This is a genomic window from Streptomyces sp. NPDC051662, from assembly GCF_040681655.1.
Taxonomy (GTDB): Bacteria; Actinomycetota; Actinomycetes; order Streptomycetales; family Streptomycetaceae; genus Streptomyces.
Genome location: NZ_JBFAZD010000037.1, coordinates 1 through 20637 on the forward strand (window position 1 = coordinate 1; position 20637 = coordinate 20637).

20 protein-coding genes, 1 tRNA gene and 1 pseudogene are annotated in these 20637 nt (G+C 70.4%); 5 read left to right on the plus strand and 17 right to left on the minus strand.

Features of this window, described 5'->3' with window-relative positions:
* Positions 1-6: 6 nt before the first annotated feature.
* Entirely contained in the window at positions 7-657 is a 651-nt protein-coding gene (locus tag AB0M67_RS37035) for an AraC family ligand binding domain-containing protein (RefSeq protein ID WP_365752019.1), read from the minus strand.
* A 161-nt stretch (positions 658-818) separates the two neighbouring features.
* Between AB0M67_RS37035 and AB0M67_RS37040 the strand changes: the two genes are divergently transcribed.
* The 3 genes and pseudogenes from AB0M67_RS37040 (at position 819) to AB0M67_RS37050 (ending at position 2822) form a co-directional block, all read left to right on the plus strand.
* Positions 819-1388 (plus strand): WHG domain-containing protein, encoded by a 570-nt coding sequence (locus AB0M67_RS37040; RefSeq protein ID WP_365752081.1) that lies wholly within the window; start codon positions 819-821, stop codon positions 1386-1388.
* 67 nt (positions 1389-1455) lie between these two features.
* Positions 1456-2643: a GDSL-type esterase/lipase family protein gene (locus AB0M67_RS37045; protein WP_365752020.1), complete on the plus strand. Its 1188-nt coding sequence runs from the start codon at positions 1456-1458 to the stop codon at positions 2641-2643.
* A 92-nt stretch (positions 2644-2735) separates the two neighbouring features.
* Positions 2736-2822: pseudogene (locus AB0M67_RS37050) on the plus strand.
* Between the two features lie 102 nt (positions 2823-2924).
* Here AB0M67_RS37050 and AB0M67_RS37055 read toward each other — a convergent pair.
* On the minus strand, positions 2925-3314 hold the full coding sequence (locus AB0M67_RS37055; protein ID WP_365752021.1) for a hypothetical protein: 390 nt from the start codon (positions 3312-3314) through the stop codon (positions 2925-2927).
* A 56-nt stretch (positions 3315-3370) separates the two neighbouring features.
* Between AB0M67_RS37055 and AB0M67_RS37060 the strand changes: the two genes are divergently transcribed.
* Positions 3371-4207 (plus strand): AraC family transcriptional regulator, encoded by an 837-nt coding sequence (locus AB0M67_RS37060; RefSeq protein WP_365752022.1) that lies wholly within the window; start codon positions 3371-3373, stop codon positions 4205-4207.
* A gap of 26 nt (positions 4208-4233) precedes the next feature.
* Here the strand turns inward: AB0M67_RS37060 and AB0M67_RS37065 are convergent, their stop codons facing one another.
* The 8 genes from AB0M67_RS37065 to AB0M67_RS37100 all read right to left on the minus strand — a co-directional run bounded on the left by AB0M67_RS37065 (position 4234) and on the right by AB0M67_RS37100 (position 12799).
* A complete protein-coding gene (locus tag AB0M67_RS37065; protein ID WP_365752023.1) occupies positions 4234-5604 on the minus strand; it encodes an FAD-binding oxidoreductase in 1371 nt (456 codons plus the stop codon).
* Positions 5601-6143: a flavin reductase family protein gene (locus tag AB0M67_RS37070; RefSeq protein WP_365752024.1), complete on the minus strand. Its 543-nt coding sequence runs from the start codon at positions 6141-6143 to the stop codon at positions 5601-5603. The genes AB0M67_RS37065 and AB0M67_RS37070 overlap by 4 nt, the downstream gene beginning before the upstream one ends.
* 172 nt (positions 6144-6315) lie before the next feature.
* Positions 6316-6831 (minus strand): SRPBCC family protein, encoded by a 516-nt coding sequence (locus AB0M67_RS37075; RefSeq protein ID WP_365752025.1) that lies wholly within the window; start codon positions 6829-6831, stop codon positions 6316-6318.
* The gene (locus tag AB0M67_RS37080) at positions 6831-9173 is read right to left on the minus strand and encodes an MMPL family transporter (RefSeq protein ID WP_365752027.1); all 2343 of its coding nucleotides are present in this window, start codon (positions 9171-9173) and stop codon (positions 6831-6833) included. The genes AB0M67_RS37075 and AB0M67_RS37080 overlap by 1 nt, the downstream gene beginning before the upstream one ends.
* A 77-nt stretch (positions 9174-9250) precedes the next feature.
* Positions 9251-10270 carry a hypothetical protein gene (locus tag AB0M67_RS37085; protein WP_365752028.1) on the minus strand — a complete coding sequence of 340 codons (1020 nt, stop codon included), beginning with the start codon at positions 10268-10270 and terminating at the stop codon, positions 9251-9253.
* Positions 10271-10363: 93 nt separating this feature from the next.
* On the minus strand, positions 10364-11803 hold the full coding sequence (locus AB0M67_RS37090; RefSeq protein WP_365752029.1) for a cytochrome P450: 1440 nt from the start codon (positions 11801-11803) through the stop codon (positions 10364-10366).
* Positions 11804-11820: 17 nt separating this feature from the next.
* Complete coding sequence (locus tag AB0M67_RS37095) at positions 11821-12501, minus strand: methyltransferase domain-containing protein (protein WP_365752030.1); 681 nt, start codon at positions 12499-12501, stop codon at positions 11821-11823.
* Between the two features lie 211 nt (positions 12502-12712).
* Positions 12713-12799, minus strand: a tRNA-Cys gene (locus tag AB0M67_RS37100).
* A gap of 187 nt (positions 12800-12986) precedes the next feature.
* Between AB0M67_RS37100 and AB0M67_RS37105 the strand changes: the two genes are divergently transcribed.
* Positions 12987-13736, plus strand: a complete 750-nt coding sequence (locus tag AB0M67_RS37105; protein WP_365752031.1) for a GDSL-type esterase/lipase family protein — start codon at positions 12987-12989, stop codon at positions 13734-13736.
* Here the strand turns inward: AB0M67_RS37105 and AB0M67_RS37110 are convergent.
* The 7 genes from AB0M67_RS37110 to AB0M67_RS37140 form a co-directional block, all read right to left on the minus strand.
* The gene (locus AB0M67_RS37110) at positions 13723-14979 is read right to left on the minus strand and encodes a beta-ketoacyl-[acyl-carrier-protein] synthase family protein (protein WP_365752032.1); all 1257 of its coding nucleotides are present in this window, start codon (positions 14977-14979) and stop codon (positions 13723-13725) included. The genes AB0M67_RS37105 and AB0M67_RS37110 overlap by 14 nt on opposite strands.
* Positions 14979-15218 (minus strand): phosphopantetheine-binding protein, encoded by a 240-nt coding sequence (locus AB0M67_RS37115; RefSeq protein ID WP_030349575.1) that lies wholly within the window; start codon positions 15216-15218, stop codon positions 14979-14981. The genes AB0M67_RS37110 and AB0M67_RS37115 overlap by 1 nt, the downstream gene beginning before the upstream one ends.
* A gap of 68 nt (positions 15219-15286) precedes the next feature.
* Positions 15287-15802 carry a hypothetical protein gene (locus tag AB0M67_RS37120; RefSeq protein WP_365752033.1) on the minus strand — a complete coding sequence of 172 codons (516 nt, stop codon included), beginning with the start codon at positions 15800-15802 and terminating at the stop codon, positions 15287-15289.
* Positions 15802-16317, minus strand: a complete 516-nt coding sequence (locus tag AB0M67_RS37125; protein ID WP_365752034.1) for an SRPBCC family protein — start codon at positions 16315-16317, stop codon at positions 15802-15804. The genes AB0M67_RS37120 and AB0M67_RS37125 overlap by 1 nt, the downstream gene beginning before the upstream one ends.
* Positions 16310-17659 carry an aminotransferase class III-fold pyridoxal phosphate-dependent enzyme gene (locus AB0M67_RS37130; protein ID WP_365752035.1) on the minus strand — a complete coding sequence of 450 codons (1350 nt, stop codon included), beginning with the start codon at positions 17657-17659 and terminating at the stop codon, positions 16310-16312. The genes AB0M67_RS37125 and AB0M67_RS37130 overlap by 8 nt, the downstream gene beginning before the upstream one ends.
* A 14-nt stretch (positions 17660-17673) precedes the next feature.
* Positions 17674-18813 (minus strand): acyl-CoA dehydrogenase family protein, encoded by a 1140-nt coding sequence (locus tag AB0M67_RS37135; RefSeq protein ID WP_365752037.1) that lies wholly within the window; start codon positions 18811-18813, stop codon positions 17674-17676.
* Between the two features lie 106 nt (positions 18814-18919).
* The gene (locus AB0M67_RS37140; RefSeq protein WP_365752038.1) at positions 18920-20476 is read right to left on the minus strand and encodes an aldehyde dehydrogenase family protein; all 1557 of its coding nucleotides are present in this window, start codon (positions 20474-20476) and stop codon (positions 18920-18922) included.
* Positions 20477-20637 lie beyond the last annotated feature (161 nt).

Consider the following 20637-nt stretch of genomic DNA (forward strand, 5'->3'; position numbering starts at 1 on the left):
TCGGGGTCACCGCCGCCGAGGTGGCTCAGGCAGGTCCAGGCGAGCGGGGTGAAGGCGAGTCCCAGCAGGGCGGCTGCCACGGTGAGCAGGCGCGGACGATGTGAACGCATCGATTCTTACTCCACTTCCGGATACCAGGGTGCCGGTCCTCGCACGTCTGGGTCCCGGGATGCCGTCGTTCAGCGCGCCGGACGTGGGAACGTGCAGGAGCAGTTCGCGCGGCGACGGTGCGAGCACATCGAGCACCAGCGCCTCGGTGGCCGCCCGTGAGTGATCGGGGAGACCGGGCTCGCTGAGCCGTTCCAGCAGCAGCCGCAGGAGCGGAGTGATCTCGACGGCCACGGGTGTCCCGGAGATCGAGGGGGTGGTGCTGAAGCCGAAGAAACTCGCGCGGAACCAGGTGCCGGCGACCGCCGAGCCGGAGTGCGGTGTGCCGGCGGGTATCCACAGTCCCAGCGTGGGGGTGATCGTCCAGGCCCGCGCGCCGACCACGGCCGTGGACGCGCCACGCTCGTTCCAGAGCAACTCGTGGAAGGGATGCGCGTGTTCGTCCCAGACGGTGTCGTGGGCGACGACCTCGTCGTACCCCTCGATGACGAAGGCCGCCTCCACCGAGCCGGGCGCGAGGACCGGCAGTGACCTGGTCACCCTGGTCATACGCGCGCCCCGTCCGGACGGCGACGGACGGCGCGGGAGGTGAATCGCATTCCCACCCTAAACGGCGGGCCTGGCACCCGATTGAGTCCTACGCGGTAACGCTATTTGCCTAGGGGTCCTAGGTAGCTGCATAATCGACTCAGGCTTATGGAGGGATGATAATGGTGAGAGCCGGGCTGACAGCGGAACGACTGACCCAGGCGGGGGCGGAACTGGCCGACCAGGTCGGTTTCGACAAGGTGACCGTCTCGGCGCTCGCCCGGCGGTTCGGAGTCAAGGACGCGAGTCTGTACTCGCATCTGAAGAACTCCCAGGACCTCAAGACCCGGATCGCCCTGCTGGCCCTGGCGGAACTCGCCGACCGGGTCGCCGCGGCCCTGGCGGGCCGGGCGGGCAAGGACGCCCTGGCGGCCTTCGCGAACGCCTACCGCGACTACGCCCGGGAGCACCCCGGCCGCTACGCCGCGGCGCGGCTCAGGCTCGATCCGGAGACGGCGGCCGCCAGCGCCGGCGGCAGGCACGCGCAGATGACACGGGCGATCCTGCGCGGCTATGAGCTGACGGAGCCGGACCAGACCCATGCGGTGCGGCTGCTGGGCAGCGTCTTCCACGGCTACGTCAGCCTGGAGATGGCCGGAGGCTTCAGCCACAGCGCCCCCGACTCGCAGGAATCCTGGTCACGGGTACTGGACGCGCTCGACGCCCTGCTCCGGAACTGGCCCGCACCATGAATCCGGCCATCACGGCATCCACGGGCCGCCGACGCACTCCTCAGCAACCAGATCAACAGGCGGAGAAATGAACACCGAACACAACTGGATCACCACACCCATCACCACGGACATCCTGCGCGGCGCCCTCGACCTGGAACACACCGCGCACGGCGTCCTGCCGCACCGGCTGCCCGCGCGGGCCCGCGCCCAGTACTCCGACGGACAGCTCGCCATGGCCGAGTCCCAGCCCTCCGGCGTCCGGCTGGTCTTCCGTACCGGGGCCACCGTCATAGAACTGGACGTGCTGCCCACCAAGCGGGTCTACGTGGGTGCCCCGCCCCGCCCCGACGGCGTGTACGACCTGCTGGTCGACGCCCGCCCGGCCGGCCGGGCCAGTGTGACCGGCGGCAACACCCTGACCATCGACATGACCACGGGGACCGCCGAGCACCGGCCCGGGCCCGCCGGCACCCTTCGCTTCGCCGACCTGTCCGACGGCATCAAGGACATCGAGATCTGGTTGCCGCACAACGAGACCACCGAACTCGTCGCTCTGCGCACCGACGCTCCCGTCGAGCCCGTACCGGACCGGGGCCGCAAGGTGTGGCTGCACCACGGCAGTTCGATCAGCCACGGCTCCGACGCCGCGAGCCCCACCACCACCTGGCCGGCGCTTGCCGCCTCCCTCGGCGGTGTGGAGCTGATCAATCTGGGCCTGGGCGGCAGCGCCCTGCTGGACCCGTTCACCGCCCGCGCCCTGCGGGACACCCCCGCCGATGTCATCAGCGTCAAGATCGGTATCAACCTGGTCAACGCCGACCTGATGCGCCTGCGCGCCTTCACACCCGCCGTCCATGGCTTCCTCGACACCATCCGAGAAGGCCACCCCACCGCACCGCTGCTGGTCGTCTCGTCCATCCTGTGCCCCATCCACGAGGACACCCCGGGCCCCAGCGCGCCGGACTTCAGCGATGCCGGCGAGGGGAAGCTCCGGTTCCGGGCCATGGGCGACCCCGAGGAACGGGCCGCCGGGAAGCTGACGCTCAATGTCATCCGGGACGAACTGGCCCGCGTCGTGGCGCAGCGGGCGGCCGAGGACCCGCACCTGTACTACCTGGACGGCCGTGACCTCTACGGCGAGGCCGACGCCGCCGAGTCGCCGCTGCCCGACCAGCTCCACCCGGACGCCGCCACCCACCACCTCATCGGTGAACGCTTCGCCCACCTGGCCTTCGCGCCCAACGGGCCCTTCGCGGACCGCGGCGCCGCGTGAGCCATCTCAGGATCGTGTCAGCGAAATGTCAGGCCGGTCCAGCAGAATCGTGAGCACCGAAGGGAACGGGGGAGACCCCGCCCCGGAGGTGGGGAGAGGTACCCGAAGCGGCCCAACGGGGTTCTGGGGAAATCCGGACCGGGTGAAAGCCCTCGCAGGTTCGAATCCTGCCCTCTCCGCACAACGACGGCCCGGCCGCCGCCCGATGAGGGCGGCGGCCGGGCCGTCGGCGTCGGGAAGGCGGGAGGCGAGACGCGACCGCCATCTCGCCTCCGCCGTGTTCAGGCGTTCTTGCGCCAGACCAGGACGGCGGTCACGGCCAGCAGTGCGATCGCCGCGATATCGATCCGCGCCACGCGCATCGTCGCGTCGTTGAGCGCCGGCGTGGAGTACGCGAACAGCAGGAACGACCCCATGCTGACCGCCCCGCCGACGAGGGCGGGCACCCGCATCGACGGTATGAACGCCGCGCAGAGCAGGGCGATTCCGACGAGTCCCAGTAACACCGCGCGATGCCGCAGAAGCACCGTCAGATCAGCGGAGTCGGGCCCGTCGACGGACACCCCGTACGCCGTCGCGATCTGGGACGGCGCCAGTGCCACGACTCCGGGCAGGAGGTTCACCGCACCGACGACGACGAACAGTGCGGTGGTGAGTCGGTCGGTCCACATGTTTTTTCCGTTCAACAAGAGGAAGGGACGATCGGGGTGTTGGTTAGCATGCCCGCATGCGACCGGCGCTGCTTTCAGAAACGTGCCGTGACCAGGCCGCGTTGTGGTTGTGGCCAGGGCACGCGCTGTATGTCGGACCGTCCTTCGAACTGGACGTCCACTCCGGGGCGGTGAGCTGTCTGGCGGTGGGCCTCGACGGGGAGTTCACGGTCCGGCTGGAGCACGGCCAGGCCCAGGTCGTCCGTACGGCACTGGTCGCGGCGCGCGTACGGCACCGGATCGTGGCCGACGGGGGCCGGATGGCCTTCTGCTATCTGGATCCGGCGTCCGCGCGGGAGCGGGCGTGCCGCCGGCTGATGAGCGGTGGTGCCGAACTGGCCAGGAACCACGAGCACGAGCGTGAACTGGCCTCGACGGCCGCGCTGCTGGAGCGGGACGCGCCGCTGCCGGCCGTCCGGCAGTGGCTGGATCTCGCCGGCCCGGACGGGCTCCCCGGCCACCGGGACCCGCGTGTCCGGCAGGCGACGCGTCGGCTCACCGAGAGGTCCGGACAGCGGCTGCCGGCGACAGAACTGGCCGCGGAGGCCGGTCTGTCCGTCTCGGCCTTCCTCCGGCTGTTCCGGGCCGAGACGGGCACGACGTTCCGTCGCTACCGGATGTGGACACGCATGGTGAGAGTGGCGACTCTGCTGGACACCTGGCCCGATCTGAGCACGGCGGCCGTCGAGTCGGGCTTCGCCAGCCCGTCCCACTTCAGCAGTGCCTTCCACGCGATGTTCGGCTTGCGGCCCAGCAGTCTGTTCTCCCCTCACCTGACGATCACGGTGGCCGGGTGGCCGGACAGCCCCTGGGGAGTCGGGCGGCCGGACCGAGCACCGAGCGCCGTCGGGTAGATCTGCCCGGTGCGGGAGACCCGGCCTCATGGTGTACGGCGCGCTTCCCGGTCCATGCTCTGGAGATAGGCCCGGAGAAGTCCCCTGGCCGGGCGCGCGGTGAGCGGGACCCGGGGGGCCCGGTCGCGGTGCCAGGGGTACTGGCCGGGGCCCCGGGCCGCCGAGGGGTCCTCGACGAGGGACTGCGCGACATGGGAGCCATGGGCCACCGACATGGCCAGGCCATGGCCGCAGCAGCCACCGATGTACCAGACGTCCGGGTGGCCGCCGACGCGGCCGACCACCGGAAGGTCGTCGATGGTCATGCCGATCTGTCCCGACCAGCGGTGGCTGACCGGGACTTCGGCGAGGCCGGGGTGAAGTCGGCGCAGCCGCTCCTCCAGCCAGGTCCAGGTGGCATTACGCAGCGCGGCGGCCCGGTCGGCACGCAGCCCCGGCAGATGGACGGCCCCGCCGCCGCCCACCACCAGACGGCCGTCGTGGGTGAGACGGAAGTACGGCGCCAGGGACATGCTGTCGACGAGGGCCGTTCCCCTGCGGCCCCCCAGTGCTTCCTGGGCCTCGGGGCCCAGCGGGGCGGTGGCGATGGCGTGCACCTGAAGGGGCAGGACCGTGCCGACGGGCAGCCCGAGCGGTCCTGCCGCCGCGTTGACGGCCAGGACGGCCTTGCGGGCCCGGAGCGTACCGCTGGGGAAGAGCAGTTCGGTGGGCGTGTCACCACGGCCGGGATGTATACCGCGCAGGGGACTGTTGTCGTGGAATCGGACGCCCTTCGCGGCGCAGGCCGCGGCCAGCGCACCGCTCAGGGCGGCCGGGTCGAGGGTGGCGGCGGAGCGGTAGAGCAGCCCCGCGTGGTACGGGACGTCCAGGCGCTCGCGGACGGCGGCGGCCGACAGCACGGGGACGTCCAGGCCGAGCGCCTGATACGTCCGCGCCTGCCGGGCGAGGGACGCCAGTCCGGACGCGGTACGGGTCGCCACGATCTGCTCGCCCGTGCGCAGCCCGCACGGCGCGCCCAACTCCTCGGTCAGCGCGATCACTCGCTCGACCGCGGTGACGGAGGCCAGATACATGCGCCGCGCCATGGAAGGGCCGTAGCGGCGGGCGGCCCGGTCGATGGCAGGACCGACCCGGGGCCCGAGGAGGCCGGTGCCCCGGCCGCTGGCCCCCGCCGCCGGATGCCGGGCGTCCACGACCACGACATCCAGTGAGGGATCGCGTTCCATCAGGTGGTAGGTGGTGGACAGGCCGGCCAGCCCGGCTCCGACCACGGCGACATCGGCGGTCAGCCCGCCGGTCACCCGTGCGGAAGGCGCGCGGCCGGTGGCCCGGCCGGGGGAGTCTCCGGAGGAGGCGTCGGATGCCCAGCAGGGCTCCTCCCGTACCGGGGCGGTCACCGCTTGCCCCCTTCCGCCAGGGTGTGGAAGGCGCGGTCGTGCCAGATCAGGGGCCGCCCGCCGGCCGTGTGCAGGGCGGCCACCCGCCCGACGACGAGGCAGTGGTCGCCGTACGCGCGTACCTCCTCGGTCCGGCAGACCGACCAGGCCAGGGTGTCGGCGAGCACGGGTACGCCGAGCACCTCCTCGTACGATTCGGCGGCGAACCGCTCGGCGGGGGTGGCGGTGGAGAACAGCCGTGCCCGGCCGCCCTGTTCCTCGTGCAGCAGATGCACCGCGAAGGCGGAGCCCGGCCTGATCGCGGCGAGCGTACGCGAGCTGTGGGACAGGCAGACGAGCAGCAGCGGAGGATCGGCCGAGAGCGAGGTGACCGTCGAGACGGTCGTTCCCACCGGTCCGTCGTCCGAGGGCGCCGTGACCACGGCGATGCCGGAGGCGAGGCCGGCGTAGAAGTCCAGGCAGAGTTGGGCGGCGGGAACGGACGTCTGATCCACTTCCGGCCCGCCGGTACGCGCACCGGCTATGACGGGCTGCATCATGGGGCTCCTTCCTGTCCGGTTTCTTGTCTTCTGTTCCGGCGACCCGGAGGCGGGACGGCATGGCGAGGCCGACAGTCCGCGGAACCGCGCCCCACGGGCTGACGGCGCTCCTTCGCAACGGGACCTCTTCGCAACGGGGCCTCTGCGCAACAGGGCCCCTTGGCAACACGCCCTAGCGGCCCGACTCCAGAGCGTCCCGCAGTGCGACGAGCGTGGTGCGCATGGTGTCCCGGTTGCGGGCCCTACGGCGTACGACACCGGTCACCAGCGGGGTGACGGCCGTGAGCACCATGCCGAACGGGCCGGAGCGGCGGTCCCGCCACTCCTCCCGCACCTCGCATCCCTCGGGCAACGGCGTGAAGCGGTACGTCCAGCCCGCCACCGCGATACCGAGGAAGCTCACATGGAAGGCGAAGGCGCGCCCCGGATCGGCCTCGACCACATGGCACAGGGTGGGCCACGGCAGCCATCGGGCACGGTTGCGCCCGATGAAGCGCATGCCCTTCCTGGCCGGGCCGCCCCGTCCGATGATCCACGCGCCACGGCACTCCGGGCTCCACTCACCCATCCGCGCCACATCGCTGACCGCCGCGTAGGCGGTCTCCGGCGGCACGCGGATGACGATGCTCTCGGATATCCGTGAGGGGGAGTCGGACTCCGGTGGTATCGAGGCGGTCTGGTCGGTCACTACGGGGCCGTCCCTTTCATGCTGACCGTACTTTCGGCTTGTACGGGTACGGGTGTGTCGTCGGTGGTGCCCTGACCGGCGAAGGCGGGTCCCGGGGCGTGTTTACGGCCCGGCAGCCACCAGTTCCAGCGGCTCATCAGACGCATGGACGCCGGGACGATCAGGAGCCGGATGACGGTCGCGTCGAGCGCGATGGCCAGGGCCATGCCCAGGCCCAGCTGCTGCATGGGCAGGATGCCGGTGAACGCGAACGCCGCGAAGACCGCGACCATGAGGACCGCCGCGCCGGAGATCAGCGGCATCGTGGAGGACATGCCCCGCGCCACGCTGCCGATGTCGTCCCCGGTGGCGAGGTAGTCCTCGCGGACCCGGCTGAGCAGGAAGACCTCATAGTCCGTGCTGAGGCTGAACAGCAGGGTGACCAGCAGTACGGGGACGAAGTTGGTGAGGTGGCCGTCCACGTCGAAGCCGAACAGCCCGCTCCCCAGCCCGTCCTGGAAGACCAGGACAAGCACCCCGTAGGTGGCGCCCACGGAGAGCAGGTTCATCGCGATGGCCTTGAGCGGCAGGAACAGGGAGCGGAAGGTGAGAAGCAGCAGCAGATAGATGACGGCGAGCATGGTCGCGATGACCGGCACCAGCCCGTCCTCGATCACCTTGTTCGCGTCGACGCCCTCGGCGGTCTCCCCGCCGACGTTCACCCGCCAGCCTCCGCCGCCTGCCGTGAGGCCGGCGGCCTCGGCGCGTACGGATGTGAGCAGGTCCCGCACCGCGCCGGAGGAGGCGGTGTCGTCACCCACCACCTCGATGAGCGCGGTCCTGCCGTCCCGGGACACGAAGTGCCCGACCGTGCCACGGGCATCGGCGGGAAGCCGGTCCAGCGAGGTCAGGACCGCGAACGGGCGGTCCTGGCCGGCCTGGCGGAGCGTGCCGATCGCCGAGTCGGTCCGTACCACCCCGGGCAGTGCGGCGACGGTGTCGTGGAACCGCAGCAGCTTCGCCACGTCCGCGTCGGAGCGCCGCTGGAGCGGTTCGCCCGACTCGACGACCACCTGGATCGGGGCCGCGCCGCCCACCCCGAACTCGTCCCTCGCCGCGTCGTACCCCTGGCGTACCGCCGCTTCCGCGGGTACGACCCGGGCGTCCGGGGTGAAGGTGTCCAGGCGCACGGCGGGGACGGCGAGTGCGGTCAGTGCCGCGACGCCGACCACCAGGAACAGCACGGGGCGGCGCATGACCGCGTGGGTCACGGCGACCCAGCCACCACCGGACCGGGCGGTGCCCGCCCTGCGGCGGCCGATCCGGCCCCACTCGATCCGGGCCCCCAGCAGATGCAGCAGTACGGGCAGCAGCAGCACACTGGTGAGAACGGAGAAGGCGACCACCACCACGACGCCGAGAGCCATCGACTGAATGACACTCAGATCCACCAGGAAGAGGGTGGACATGGCCGCCACGATGGTGATGCCGGAGGCCACGACGGTCTCGCCCGACGTACGCAGCGTGCGCGCGAGCGCGTGCTCGCGGTCCTCCCGGGAGAGCGGGCCGCCGCCGGGGGGCAGCTCGCTCTTGAAACGCATGATCATGAAGAGCGAATAGTCCACGCCCACACCGAGACCGAGCATCGTGGCGGCGTTCTGTACGAACACCGAGAGCTCGGTCTGCCGGGCGACGACGGCGAGCACCGCGAGGGCGAAGACCACCGAGGTGACCCCGACCAGCAGGGCGGCGAGCGCGGCGGCCACGCTGCGGAAGAGCAGCAGCAGGACCAGGAGGATCAGCGGGAGGGTGACCAATTCGGCGAGGATCAGCCCGCGTTCGCTCAGATGGTTCACCTCGCCCCACAGCGCGGCCTGGCTCACCAGGGACACCCGCAGCCCCCGCGGCTCGTACTCCTGGCTGAGCCTGTCCTGGATGTCGGGCAGCAGGCGGCGGGCGGTGCCGTCGTCCAGCTCGGAGCCGACACGGACCAGCGCGGTACGGTCGTCGTCGCCGAGGAAGGCGGCGCGCGCCCGCTCGCCGGTGAGCGTGGTGTAGCCGTAGCCGCCCGTGGCCCTGAGCCCGTCGTCCCGGAGGACGGCCTCGGCGGCGTCCCGTACCCGCGTCTCGAAGGCGGGATCGCCGGCCCGGTACCGGGTGTCCTCGATCACCAGGGTCAGGGAGGTGGCGCCGCGCCCGTCGAACCCGTCGGTGAGCCGCTCCGCGGCGACGGCGGAGCCGGAGCCCGGCACGTACCACCCGCCGCCACTGAGCAGACCGGGCAGCGGGGCGGCCTGCCAGCCGGCGACCACCAACAGCAGCAGCCACAGGGCGGCGAGCGGCACCCGGTGACGACTGGTCACACGGGACAGACGCGCCGGTAACCGGGAGCCGCCACGCCCGGCGGACCCCGCCGCGCCGGGCGGGTCGTGACGGTCTCTCATGCGCGGATCGAGATTCCGTGTTCGCGGTCGTCCGTCAGAATCTCCATCAGCGCGCGGTTGCCCGTGGTGAGACGATGGCGCTTGCCCGTCGCCTTGTTGACCATCTCCAGCTCACACCTGCCGATCTTGGTGTTCAGGCAGTGCTTGATGCCACCGGGAGGGTTGTAGTAGTTGAGCCCGACGAAATCCTCGGGCGCCGCGGTGAAGCGGCCCCGGATGGCGACCTTCTCGTCGGAACTGGCGAAGTCCCAGTAGAAATAGCCGAAGTCGGCCTTGGCCTTGAGCGCCTGGCGGGGCGCGGACAGGGAGTACTCGCGCTCCTCGTGGCGGAGCACCAGGAAAGTGATCTTCGGCGTCTTGACCGGGCCCACCAGCTTCGTACGGCCGGTGACGATCTCCAGGAAGCTGTCCGGATGGTCGTCGAACCCGGCCACCTGACCGAAGGCGTAGTGATCGGTGTGCCGACTGCCCCAGTTGTGGTTCTGGCTGCCGGTCCAGCCGTCCACATCGATCGTCTCGCCATCGACCGTCAGCTTGCCGCTGTAGGTCGACAGGGGGACCCCGACCAGGCTCTTGGCCTTGGGGAAGCTTCCGGTGTACATGCCCGGCGGCAGCAGGAGCAGCGGTGGTTCCGAGCCCTCGTACGTCAGGTCCCAGCCGATATGACCGTTGGTACCGGCCGCCTCGCCCTTCAGGGCGCCCGTCTCCAGGACCCGGTCGGCCACCCGGGCACTGAACGAGTCGGGGCTGAAGTGGCACTCGGAGATCGGGTACTCCTCCTTGGCCACCACATGACGGCCGGTGGTCCCGTCGAAGTAGATGGCCCACAGTTCGCCGATGGCGGCCTGCGGCATGCCGGCGGGACTGAAGATCGTGTACCGGATCCAGAAGGCCCGGGGCTCCGTCGGGTGGTTGCCCCGCTGGTAGAAGCTCTCGTAGTGGCCGGCCTCCTGGCCCGGACGGTACTGCGTCCAGTTCAGGCGCTCCGCGTCCGCTGTGCTGGGGTCCAAGTTCATCGGGTCCGTCTTCCCATCCGATACCGGTACTTGTTGTGCGCTGTGCTGTGCTGCGCCGTGCTTGTGGTGGCGCCCGGCGCCGGTGCACCACGCTTACGGAGCGCCGGACGCTCCCGTTCGCGCGTGCGCGGTCATCGACATTCCGTAGCGCGGTCGCAGGGTGATCGACGCCTGGTTGACCACGCGGTGCGAGGGCACGTGCCGGAACTCGTACCGCCGTACCAGGGCGGCGAGCAGCAGATGTGCCTCCATCAGAGCGAAGTGCTTGCCTATGCAGAGATGCGGACCCGCGCCGAAGGGCATGTGCGCGAAGCGGTGCCGGCCCTTCCTGCCCTCGGGGGAGAAGCGGTTCGGATCGAAGCGCTCCGGATCGGTCCAGTGCCGCTCATGGCGGTGGATGTTGTAGAGATTGACCAGCAGCCGTGAGCCGGCCGGCACGCTGTGGCCCCCCAGCACGGTGTCCTTGAGCACCAGCCTGGGGACAATCGGCGCGGACGGGTACAGCCGCAGCGCCTCCTCGAAGACCTGGAGCGCGTACGGCATGGCCGCCAGGTCGTCCATGGTGGGCATACGGTCGCCGAGGACCTCGTCCACCTCGTCCTGCACCCGGCGCATCGCCTCGCGGTTGCCGGAGAGCAGATAGAACGCCCAGGTGAGGGTGATCGCGGTGGTCTCGTGTCCGGCGCCGAAGGTGGTGATGACCTCGTCGCGCACCTCACGATCGCTCATGCCCTCGCCGGTGTCGGCGTCCCGTACGTCCAGCATCATGTCGAGCAGATCGGGCGGCCCGTCACCCCGGGGGACACCGTCGGCGGCTGCCTTGCGGCGCTCCGCGATGATCCCGTACGTCATCTCGTCGATCCCCCTCATCACCTCCTGGAAGCGGCGGTTGCGCGGTGTGGGCCACTCGGTCGGCGGGCTGAAGGGGTTCTGCAGACGGTCGAAGGCGTAGTTGATGGCGACGTCGACGGCCTCCGGGCTGATGCCGTCCCTGGTCTGCTCGACATCGGTGCTGAACATGCACCGGCTGACGATGTCGAGCGTGACCCGCATCATCTCCTCGTGCACGTCGACCACATCGCCGCTGCGGTACGTAGCGGCCATGTGGGCGACCTGATTCGCGGTCGACTCGGACATCGAGTCAAACATGCGCGCGATCGCCTGTTTGGTGTAAATGGGCTGCATCATGCGCCTGTTGCGCATCCAGCTCTCGTGATCGTCGCTGGTGAGCAGGCCCTCACCGAGGATCAGCCGGAGCGGGTTGTCCGGGCCGAGCTTGCCGTAGGTCGCGCTGTCGGTAAGGACCTCACCGGCCAGCTCGGGGCTGGAGACGCCGTGGACGACGACCGGACCGAGGCGGTAGCGGACCAGATCGCCGTGGTCGCGCCAGCCCTGGTGCATGGCGTCCAGGATGTCCTTGCGGAAGTCCAGCACGCTGCCCAGCACGGGCAGCCCGCGCGCCTCGGGCGCCGAGGGGGCCGACGCCCCGGACGGGGACGGAGCGGTACCGGCGGTGGAGCGTGTTGCCGTCATACGAGAGTCCCTCCCCTTCACTTCCGGGCCAGGGCGCAGACCCAGCCGAACGAGCGGGTCGGCTCCGCGACATAGCGGGCCTCCCGGAAACCGGCCTTGCCCAGCATCTCCGTCAGATCGGCCCCCGAGAGGATGCGCAGGCCCTCGCGCTCGGACCGCTCGGTGAACCGCCGCCCGAGATAACGCTGTTTCGCCGTGGGCTTCTCGGCGGCCTCCCGGCTCATCTCCAGCGTGACCGACACCTGGCCGCCGGGCTTGAGAACCCGGTACGCCTCGCTGAGCCCACGCATCGGGTCGGGCCAGAAGTAGAACGTCTCGATGGCGCTGACCTGGTCGAAGGACGCGTCGCCGTACGGCAGCGCGCCCGCGTCGCCCTGCTTGATCTCCACCCGTCCCGCCGCGACGCCGTCGACATTGCGCAGCACCGACTGCCGGACCATCTCCGCGGAGTAGTCCACTCCGGCGACGAACCCCTGACTCGCCTGCTCCGACAGCAGCTTGACGGCCATTCCGCCGCCACAGCCGATGTCCAGCACACGCTGGGAGCGCCGTACCTCCATGTGCTCGATCGCCCACACGGTGAGCGTACGGTGTTGCTTCGCCATCACATGGCCGATCAGCCGACCGGCGCGCCCGTTCGGCTGCCGGAAGTTGTCCTCCACCAACTCCAGCGGCCTCTTCAGCAGTTTGTCGATCATCCGGACTTCCCTTCGCGATTCGCAACGTCTCGGGTGGTGCCACGGAATGGGCCGCCGGCCCCGGAGGGCGAGCCCGGCAACTTCCGGGAATGGGTGTGCGGGCCATGGCGCGTACGCGGAGTGGCACGCCGGTGTCCCGGCTGCCTGACGGCCCTGGGCGCGGTCCCCTCGCCAACGGGGACGCCGCCGCGGCACGGCATCGGACGGTCGGCGGAGAGGGCAGGATTCGAACCTGCGCGGGCGTGAACCCGATCCGGGTTGCCCCGGAACCCCGTTGGACCACTTCGGGTACCTCTCCCAGCCTCGGAGGCGTTCTGGCCGCTGCTCCGGCTGCTCCCGCTGCTCCACCGATGCTGCCGCAGCTTCCTGAGATCACGCTGAGATCTTCCTGAGACCGCTCGTCGCGCCCCGGACGTGGGGAAATCGATGGAGTGGACCGGAATCGAAGCGGGCAGCAAGGAAGGGTTCAGAGGGAGGGGAACACCATGAGCGACACGACCGACCGGCGAATGTCCCATGTCAAGGAGGCGGCTGACCCCCGCTGTCTGCGGCCCGGCGAGGCCGGCGGGCTCCTCGCCGGGGCCCCCTGGCGCCGTCTGGTGGTGCTGGGCGACATCGCGGTGGAGCGGGCCGCGGAACATGTCGAGGGGTACGGACCGCGACCCTGGTACGACAGGGTCGCGACGGCCCTGGGCGACGCCGCGGAGGGCTTCGCGTACCTCAATCTCCTCGGTCGGCGGGAACTGCGCGCCGCGCAGGTGCGCTCCGGGCAACTCCCGGCCGCGCTCGCCTTCCGGGGCGACCTCGCGCTGGTCTGCTGCGGCACCGCGTACACACAGGACGAGACGCTCGCCATGAACGGACTCACCGCAGAACTGGTGCGGATCGTCACACCGTTGCGCGACGCCGGGTACGACGTGGCGCTGCTCGGCTCCTACCAATTGGCCGACTGGCCCGGACTGCCGGCCGGCCGCCGGGAACAGGTGGCCGAACAGCAGAAACGGGTGTCCGAACAGGCCAGAGCCGTCGCCCTGCGCCATGGCACGCTCTATATCGACCTCGCCTCCCACTACTCCGACAGCGAGGTGGCGGCCGTGTGGAGCCGCGACCGGGCGCGGCCCAACAGCCTCGGCCACGCGGTCGCCGCCGCCGCCGTGGTGCGTGCCCTCGGCGCCCGGACAACCGCCGCCGTGCCCACGGCCGGCGTCGACCATGGACCGGTCAGGCCCTGGTGAACAGCAGTACGGCATTCTGACCGCCGAATCCGAAGGAGTTGCTGACGGCCACCTCGGCGCGCACATCACGCCCGGCCTTGAACACCATGTCCAGTTCCAGTTCCGGATCCAGGCTCTCCAGATTGGCGGTCGGCGGGATGTGTCCCTCTTGGAGGGTCAGTGCCGTCACCACCGCCTCGATGGCCCCGGCGGCGGCCAGGGAGTGGCCCACCACACCCTTGACGGAGGTGACGGCGGGCCGCTCCCCGAGCACTCGGCGGATCATGCGGGCCTCGGTGGCGTCGTTGAGTACCGTCGCCGTGCCGTGCGCGTTGACATGGTCCACCTCGCCGGGGCCCACCCCGGCGTCGCGCAGCGCGGCGCGTACGGCGAGTTCGGCGCCGCCGCCTTCCGGGTCAGGAGCGGTCGCGTGGTACGCGTCGGCGGAGGCGCCGTACCCGCTGACCATGGCCCGGATGGTGGCTCCGCGCGCCCTGGCGTCCTCGGCGCGTTCCAGGACGAGTACGGCCGCGCCCTCGGCCGGCACGAAGCCGTCCCGGTCGGCGTCGAAGGGCCGGGAGGTGGCGGACAGCTCGTCGCGCCGGCCGGCCAGGGCCCGCATCTGGCCGAATCCCGTGATCAGCGAGGGGACCAGGGGCGCCTCCGTACCCCCGGTGATCACCACATCACAGGCTCCGGAGCGCAGCAGTTCGCGCGCCATGCCCACCGCCGTGGTCCCGGAGGCGCAGGCCGTCGCCGTCACCAGGCTGGGGCCCCGGGCGCCGAACATCATGGACACGTATCCCGCGCACATGTTGGGCGACAGCATGGGGACGAGCAGCGGGGAGACCTTGCGCGGCCCGCGTTCCAGCAGCACCTTGTGCTGTTTCTCCCAGGTGGCGGCGCCGCCGATGCCGTTGCCGAGGATGACACCGACCCTGGTGGCGTCCCAGGAGTCCGGGTCGAGGCCGGAGTCGGTGACCGCCTCGTGGGCGGCGACCAGCGCGAGCTGGCTGCTGCGGTCCAGTCGCCACATCTGTTTGCGTTCGATGAGCCCGCTGGGGTCGAAATCGGTGACGGCGCACGCGAAGTCGGCGGGTATGCCGGCGAGCGCCGGGACGTCGGTGGCCGCCGTACCGGCCCCGGCACGGATCCGCTCCCAGCTCCGCCGCACATCGGGCCCGGCGGCGGTGACCATACCGACTCCGGTGATCGCGGCGTCGAACGGAGCCTGTGCCGGGGCGGTCGTCGGTGGACGGCCCATCAGACGGTGGCCAGTTTGCCCGAGATGAGCTCGGCGGCCTGCCCGACGGTCGACTCGGGGCCCAGGTCGCTGTCCTCAAGCGGTACGTCGAACTCCTCCTGGGCGGCGACGGACAGCTCCACGAGGGCGAGGGAGTCGAGTTCGAGGGCGCTGAGCGTGCTGGTCGGTTCGATGCTCTCGGGGTCCAGGCCGAAGGTGCTGGTCAGCAGTTCCAGCAGGCGCTGGTAGATGTCTTCCATGAGAGAGAGGTTCCCTTCGGGAGCGTAAGCGTTCGTGGGTATACGGGTGTCCGCCGCCGGCGGGCGCGTCAGCCGCGCTGCGGCTGCCGCGGGGCGGTGGCCACACCGGTCACACCGTCGGCCGGTCCGGGGCGCGCGGACGCCGCGGCGTCGAACTGGTCGGTGAAGCGGGCGTACGCGGGATGGGCCACCGGTTCGAAGTCCAGCGCGAAGGGCTTGAGGAAATTGCCGAACAGCGCGCGGTCGCCGAACAGATGGATGGGGATGACCAGCAGCGCCCACTCGGGGCCCCACAGCCAGATCCACGCCAGTACCACCAGCGTCTGGGTGACCAGGCTGTGCATGACGTTGTAGAGCACGTAGTACGCCCGGTGAATCCGCTTGGACGTACTGCGGTGGTAGGCGATCGCCCCGGGGATGTAGCCGATGAGGTCGATATACGCGAACAGACCGATCGCGGGGAGCCATCTGACCTCGTCGAGATGGGTGAAGAAGAAGGCCGCGGCGATCACCAGACCGAGCCCGTACTCCAGCCGGATCAGCCGGTAGGTGGTCCGCGTCTCGAAGAGATTCTTGCCGTCCATCAGTGTGATCCCGACGCGGCGACGACGGGCGCGGCCGTCACCTCGGCGACGGCGCGGGCGACCGCCTCGTCACCGACCACCGAGGCGTTGCCCGCGAAGAGGCTGATGACGACTCGGGCGATGGTCTCCTTGAAGACCCGCTCCGCGACCGGGTCGAGAATCCCCGCGAGGCTGGGGATACCGAAGTCGAACTCGGCGCTGAAGTCGACCACGCAGTCGTCGCCGTCCGCGACGAGCCGCCACACACCGGTGAACTCCGCGAAGTCACCGTCGATCTGCTCGAAGGTGATGGTCAGGGCGTCCCGGTCGAACCGGTCGGACTCGGTCCAGCACAGGATGCCGTTACGGAAGTAGACCTCCCAGTCGCTGACCTCCGCCGAGCCGGACTCCTGACGAGAGGTCACCGAGCGGATGACATCGGTGAATTCGGAGTACCGACTGAACGCGCTGACCTGGTCGAATGCCGCCGTCGCTGCGACGTCGTGAACGCGGACCTTTACCTGCACGCTACGCATGGATCTTGTCACCTTCCGCTGTGGGTGCGTACCTGGCGCCCTGCGCGCGGCACGCGCGGTCGACCGCCTCGTAGAAGAAGTCCAGGTCGCTTCTGGTCAGGACCGCCGGCGGGGTGAAGCGCAGGACCAGATGGGAGTTGAGAGAGTGGTTGGCGATGACGCCGTTCATGATCAGCTCGATCAGCAGATCGCCCGCGGGACCTGGTTCGGCGAACTCGATCCCCAGCAGCAGCCCCTGGCCCCGTACCTCACGCACGGCGTCGCCGTAGTGCGACCGGACGATGCATTCCAGTTCCGGGAGGATCTCGTCGCCCAGTTCGCGGGAGCGGGTCACGAGATCGTCCTCGTGCATCGCCGTGAGCGCCCCGCGTACGGCGGCCATCGCCAGCGGCGCCCCGGAGAACGTGGAGGTGTGCAGATACGGGTCCCGGTCGAAGGCCCCGAACGCCTCGCGGGTGGCGACCACGGCGGAGACCGGTACGACGCCCCCGCTGAGCCCCTTGCCGACGAGCAGCACATCGGGGGCGATGTCCTCGCGGTCGGCGCCCCACCAGGAGCCCAGCCGGCCCAGACCGGTCTGGATCTCGTCCAGGACGAGGAAGGCCCCGTACCGGTCGCACAGTTCCCGCACCGCGCGCAGATGGCCCGCCGGCGGGAGCACCACCCCGGCCTCGCCCTGCACCGGTTCGACGAACACACACGCCTCGCCGGGGACCGTCGCCAGCAGGGATTCAAGGGCGGCGGCGTCGCCGTACGGCACATGGCTGGTCTCCGGCAGCAGCGGCCGGAACGGGTCCTGGAAGACGCTCTTGCCGGTGAGGCTGAGCGCGCCCATGGTCTTGCCGTGATAGCCGTTCTCCATGGCGATCAGCCGGTGGCGGCCACGGGTGCGGGCCAGCTTGATGGCCGTCTCGGCCGCCTCCGCCCCCGAACCGGCGAAGTGCACCCGCTCAAGTCCTCGCGGCGCCACCGACACCAGGGCGTCGGCGGCCAGCGCGACCTGCGGTTCGAGGAAGAGCCGGGTGGCGACGGGGTGGGTGGCCAGCTGCTCGGCGACATGCCGGATGACGGTGGGATGCCGGGCGCCCATCAGGAAGACGCCGTATCCACCGCAGTTCAGGAAGCGTTCGCCCGTCGAGGTGGTGACCCAGGCGCCTTCCGAGGCCACCTCGATGTGCCCGCCGAAGAGCTCGCCGAGGGTCGCCCGGCCCTTGCTGAGACGGGCCCGGTACAGCTTGCCCAGCTCCTCACGCCCGAGGGCGGGCGGGGTGGCGGGGACGGCCGGCGGCGCGGCGGGGGGCACGCTCGGCGGACGAGTGGACGCCGATGTCATGGATGTCATGGATCTCTCCGTCATCAGGTCAGGCGCAGCGGGTGGCCCGCGACGTGGTCGAGGTACGGACCGGTGAAGCTCGACCGCGACGGCGGGTGGAACGAGAGACCGTGGGCGGCGCCGGCCAGGTAGGCCACATCGGAAGAGGACATGAAGGCCGTGCCGCCGAGCAGTTCGACGGCCTGGTTCAGCGCGTCGCCCAGGGCGTCCTGGGCGGCGTAGCGGGCGACGAGCGTGCGGGCCAGCGCCGTGTTGCCGGTCTCGCCGTCCCTGATCATCCGGGCGGTGCCGGCCAGCAGCAGGGCGGCCGTCTCCAGCCGGGTGAGCACCCGGGCACGGTCGGAGTCGCTGCCCCGGCCGCCGTCGACGACCCGCTCGACCAGTCCGCTGACGATGCCGAGATAGCAGGCGGAGATGAGGAGTTCGAACCAGATCAGGCCGACGGTCTGGAGATCGTCCAGATTCCCGGCGTCGCCCTGTGGATCGGTGCGCATCAGCAGCTGCTCGTCGACGAAGACGTCCGTGAGCCGCACCTCGTCGCTCTCCGCGCCCGCGAGCGTCCGGCTTCCCCAGAACGGATGGACGCTCACCCCCTCGGTCTCCCGGGGAATCAGCAGGACCGCCATCCTCGGCTCACCGCTGTCGGTCGGCAGCGCCACGCTGGCGGTGAGCAGGTCCATCGAGTGCGACAGACTGCACGGCTTCTTGGAGCCGTTGATCACAAAGCCGCCGTCCGCCTTCGCCGCCGACATCATCGGCGAGAGGATGCCCCGGCCGGGCCGGCCCTCCGCGAACCCCGAGGCGACCAGCAGCCGCTGTTCCGCGATCCCTTCGAGCAGCGCCCATTCCATACCGCTGCTCTGGATGGAGTCGGCCAGGGTGAACAGGGTCGCGACCGAGAAGTGGTGCATCGTGGTGGCGATCGCCAGGGACGGCGCCCGCGAGCCCAGGGCCTGGACCACGGCGAGTGCCTGGAGTGGATCGGCGCCCGCCCCGCCGTAGGTCTTGGGGATGACCAGACCCGGGCCGCCGGCCGTGCGGAAGTGGTCGAGCGCGGGGTTCTTCGGGGCTTCCAGCTCCTCCAGCGGGGTGCCGGAGAGCTGATCGAGCAGGCCGGGCAGGAATGACTCGCACGTCTCGCGTGCGGCTTCCAACGAGCGCATGGATCCCCCTCTGTTCCTTCGTTCGTTCTGGCGTTCGTTCTGGCGTTCCGGCGTTCTGCCGCCGGTGGCGCGGTGGCGCGGTGGCGCGGTGGCTTGGGAGCGCGGTTCAGCTGTGGGCGGCGGCCTGGAGGGCCTTCCACGCGCCGAACACCGCTTCGGAGGGACGCGCGCCGGAGGCGACGCTCACGCCCTGGATATGAGAGGTGCGCAGGATCGGGTAGTTGGCCTCGCCGAACACGCCCCCGGTGAGACCGGTCCCGCCGTGGGTCGGCAGATAGGGCAGGAACCCGATGTGTGAGTCGTTCACCTTGAGCAGCCCGCCCTGGGTGATCCGGGTCACGATCCGGTCGACCACCTCGGGGTCCCGTGCCCACGCCGAGTTCCGCAGCCCGTAGGCGTTGCTGTTGACGAAGTCGATGAACCGGTCCAGCAGGACATCGTCGGGCGCGGGCTCGGCCACGATCACCGGCAGCAGCGGGAAGAACGTCTCCTCGCGGACCGCCTGGACCTCTCTGGCCTCCTCAAGCCCTCGTACGACCACCACCGTGGGCTCAAGGAAGATCCCGGCCGTGTCGCGGGTTCCGTCCTCCTGGATCGCGTGTCCGCCGCACACCAGCTCCGCGCCCCGGTCGAGGGCGTCGCGCAGGCACGAGAAGAACTTCTCGTTGCGCAGCACGGGAGTGAGCAGGACGCCCTCCTCCGACGAGCGGCCCGGCCTGATCCCCGCGGCCTTCTCGGTCAGCAGGGCGAGCAGTTCGTCGCGGGCGTCCGGGTGGACCACCACCTGGTTGGGGATCATGCACAGCTGGCCCGAGCCGTAGAAGCTCTCCGTGATGGCCTCGGCCGCCAGGTCCAGGTCCGCGTCCTTCCACACCAGCACCACATCGTTGCCGGCCAGTTCGAGGATCGGCTTCTTGCCCGCCGCGATGCAGCGCTCCTGGAAGCGCATCCCGTTCTCGCTGCTGCCGAAGTACATGATGTCGTCGACGAGCGGGCTCTCCAGCCACGCGTCCAGCATCGGGGCCGGGTCCCCGCACACCACGCCGAGCGTGCCGGGGGGAGCACCCAGCTCCGCCAGTACCGGCGCCACCACCTCCTGCAGTACGTACATGACGCCCAGCGGGGCGCTGCGCGGCGCTCGTACGACGAGGGAGTTGCCGGCCATGATCGCGGTCACGCCGAGCAGCGCGCTGGAGAGCGGGGCGTTCTGCGGGGGGTTGAGGCAGACCACGCCGTCGGGACGGCGGCGCACCGAGATCGTCCGCTCACCGTGCCGGTACTCCTGGAGCATCTGGCTCCGGTAGAAGCCGAGCGACTCGGGCCCGAAGACCTCAAGCGCCCCTGACACCTGCCAGCGGGCCAGCGCCAGCGGGTGTCCCTCCTGGACGAGAACCTCGGTGATCCGCTCGGCCTGTTCGACGAGCCTGCGGTAGAGCAGGGTGCCGAACTGTTCGATCCGGGTCTCCGGGGGGAACGCCGCCCAGGGCGCGGCAGCGGCGGCCGCCGCTTCGATCGCCAGATCCGTGGTCTGGCGGTCCGCCCTCGCGACCCGGCCGACGATGGTGGCCGGCAGATTCTCGGCGGAAATGCGGCCGCTCTCCAGCTTTCGCTTCATGGTGAGCGTGGAAAAGGCGTCGTCGAGCAGGGCGTCCGAGTCGACCACGTATACCCAGGTCCCGCTCGGAACGGCCTTTCCGTCAATGAGGGAAAGGTAGGTGGGGATTTCAGGACGGGGTGCTCCGGAATCTTCTTTTCCTGACGCCGAAGGCGTCGCGATATCGCTGCTCACGCAGCCCCTCCGCTCTCCACTTCCCATCGGCTGAT

Bases quoted from the DNA above. Each gene is read 5' to 3' on its own strand.
- AB0M67_RS37035 (WP_365752019.1), bottom strand. From the start codon at position 657: ATGACCAGGGTGACCAGGTCACTGCCGGTCCTCGCGCCCGGCTCGGTG.
- AB0M67_RS37040 (WP_365752081.1), top strand. From the start codon at position 819: ATGGTGAGAGCCGGGCTGACAGCGGAACGACTGACCCAGGCGGGGGCG.
- AB0M67_RS37045 (WP_365752020.1), top strand. From the start codon at position 1,456: ATGAACACCGAACACAACTGGATCACCACACCCATCACCACGGACATC.
- AB0M67_RS37055 (WP_365752021.1), bottom strand. From the start codon at position 3,314: ATGTGGACCGACCGACTCACCACCGCACTGTTCGTCGTCGTCGGTGCG.
- AB0M67_RS37060 (WP_365752022.1), top strand. From the start codon at position 3,371: ATGCGACCGGCGCTGCTTTCAGAAACGTGCCGTGACCAGGCCGCGTTG.
- AB0M67_RS37070 (WP_365752024.1), bottom strand. From the start codon at position 6,143: ATGATGCAGCCCGTCATAGCCGGTGCGCGTACCGGCGGGCCGGAAGTG.
- AB0M67_RS37085 (WP_365752028.1), bottom strand. From the start codon at position 10,270: ATGAACTTGGACCCCAGCACAGCGGACGCGGAGCGCCTGAACTGGACG.
- AB0M67_RS37090 (WP_365752029.1), bottom strand. From the start codon at position 11,803: ATGACGGCAACACGCTCCACCGCCGGTACCGCTCCGTCCCCGTCCGGG.
- AB0M67_RS37095 (WP_365752030.1), bottom strand. From the start codon at position 12,501: ATGATCGACAAACTGCTGAAGAGGCCGCTGGAGTTGGTGGAGGACAAC.
- AB0M67_RS37105 (WP_365752031.1), top strand. From the start codon at position 12,987: ATGAGCGACACGACCGACCGGCGAATGTCCCATGTCAAGGAGGCGGCT.
- AB0M67_RS37110 (WP_365752032.1), bottom strand. From the start codon at position 14,979: ATGGGCCGTCCACCGACGACCGCCCCGGCACAGGCTCCGTTCGACGCC.
- AB0M67_RS37115 (WP_030349575.1), bottom strand. From the start codon at position 15,218: ATGGAAGACATCTACCAGCGCCTGCTGGAACTGCTGACCAGCACCTTC.
- AB0M67_RS37120 (WP_365752033.1), bottom strand. From the start codon at position 15,802: ATGGACGGCAAGAATCTCTTCGAGACGCGGACCACCTACCGGCTGATC.
- AB0M67_RS37125 (WP_365752034.1), bottom strand. From the start codon at position 16,317: ATGCGTAGCGTGCAGGTAAAGGTCCGCGTTCACGACGTCGCAGCGACG.
- AB0M67_RS37130 (WP_365752035.1), bottom strand. From the start codon at position 17,659: ATGACATCCATGACATCGGCGTCCACTCGTCCGCCGAGCGTGCCCCCC.
- AB0M67_RS37135 (WP_365752037.1), bottom strand. From the start codon at position 18,813: ATGCGCTCGTTGGAAGCCGCACGCGAGACGTGCGAGTCATTCCTGCCC.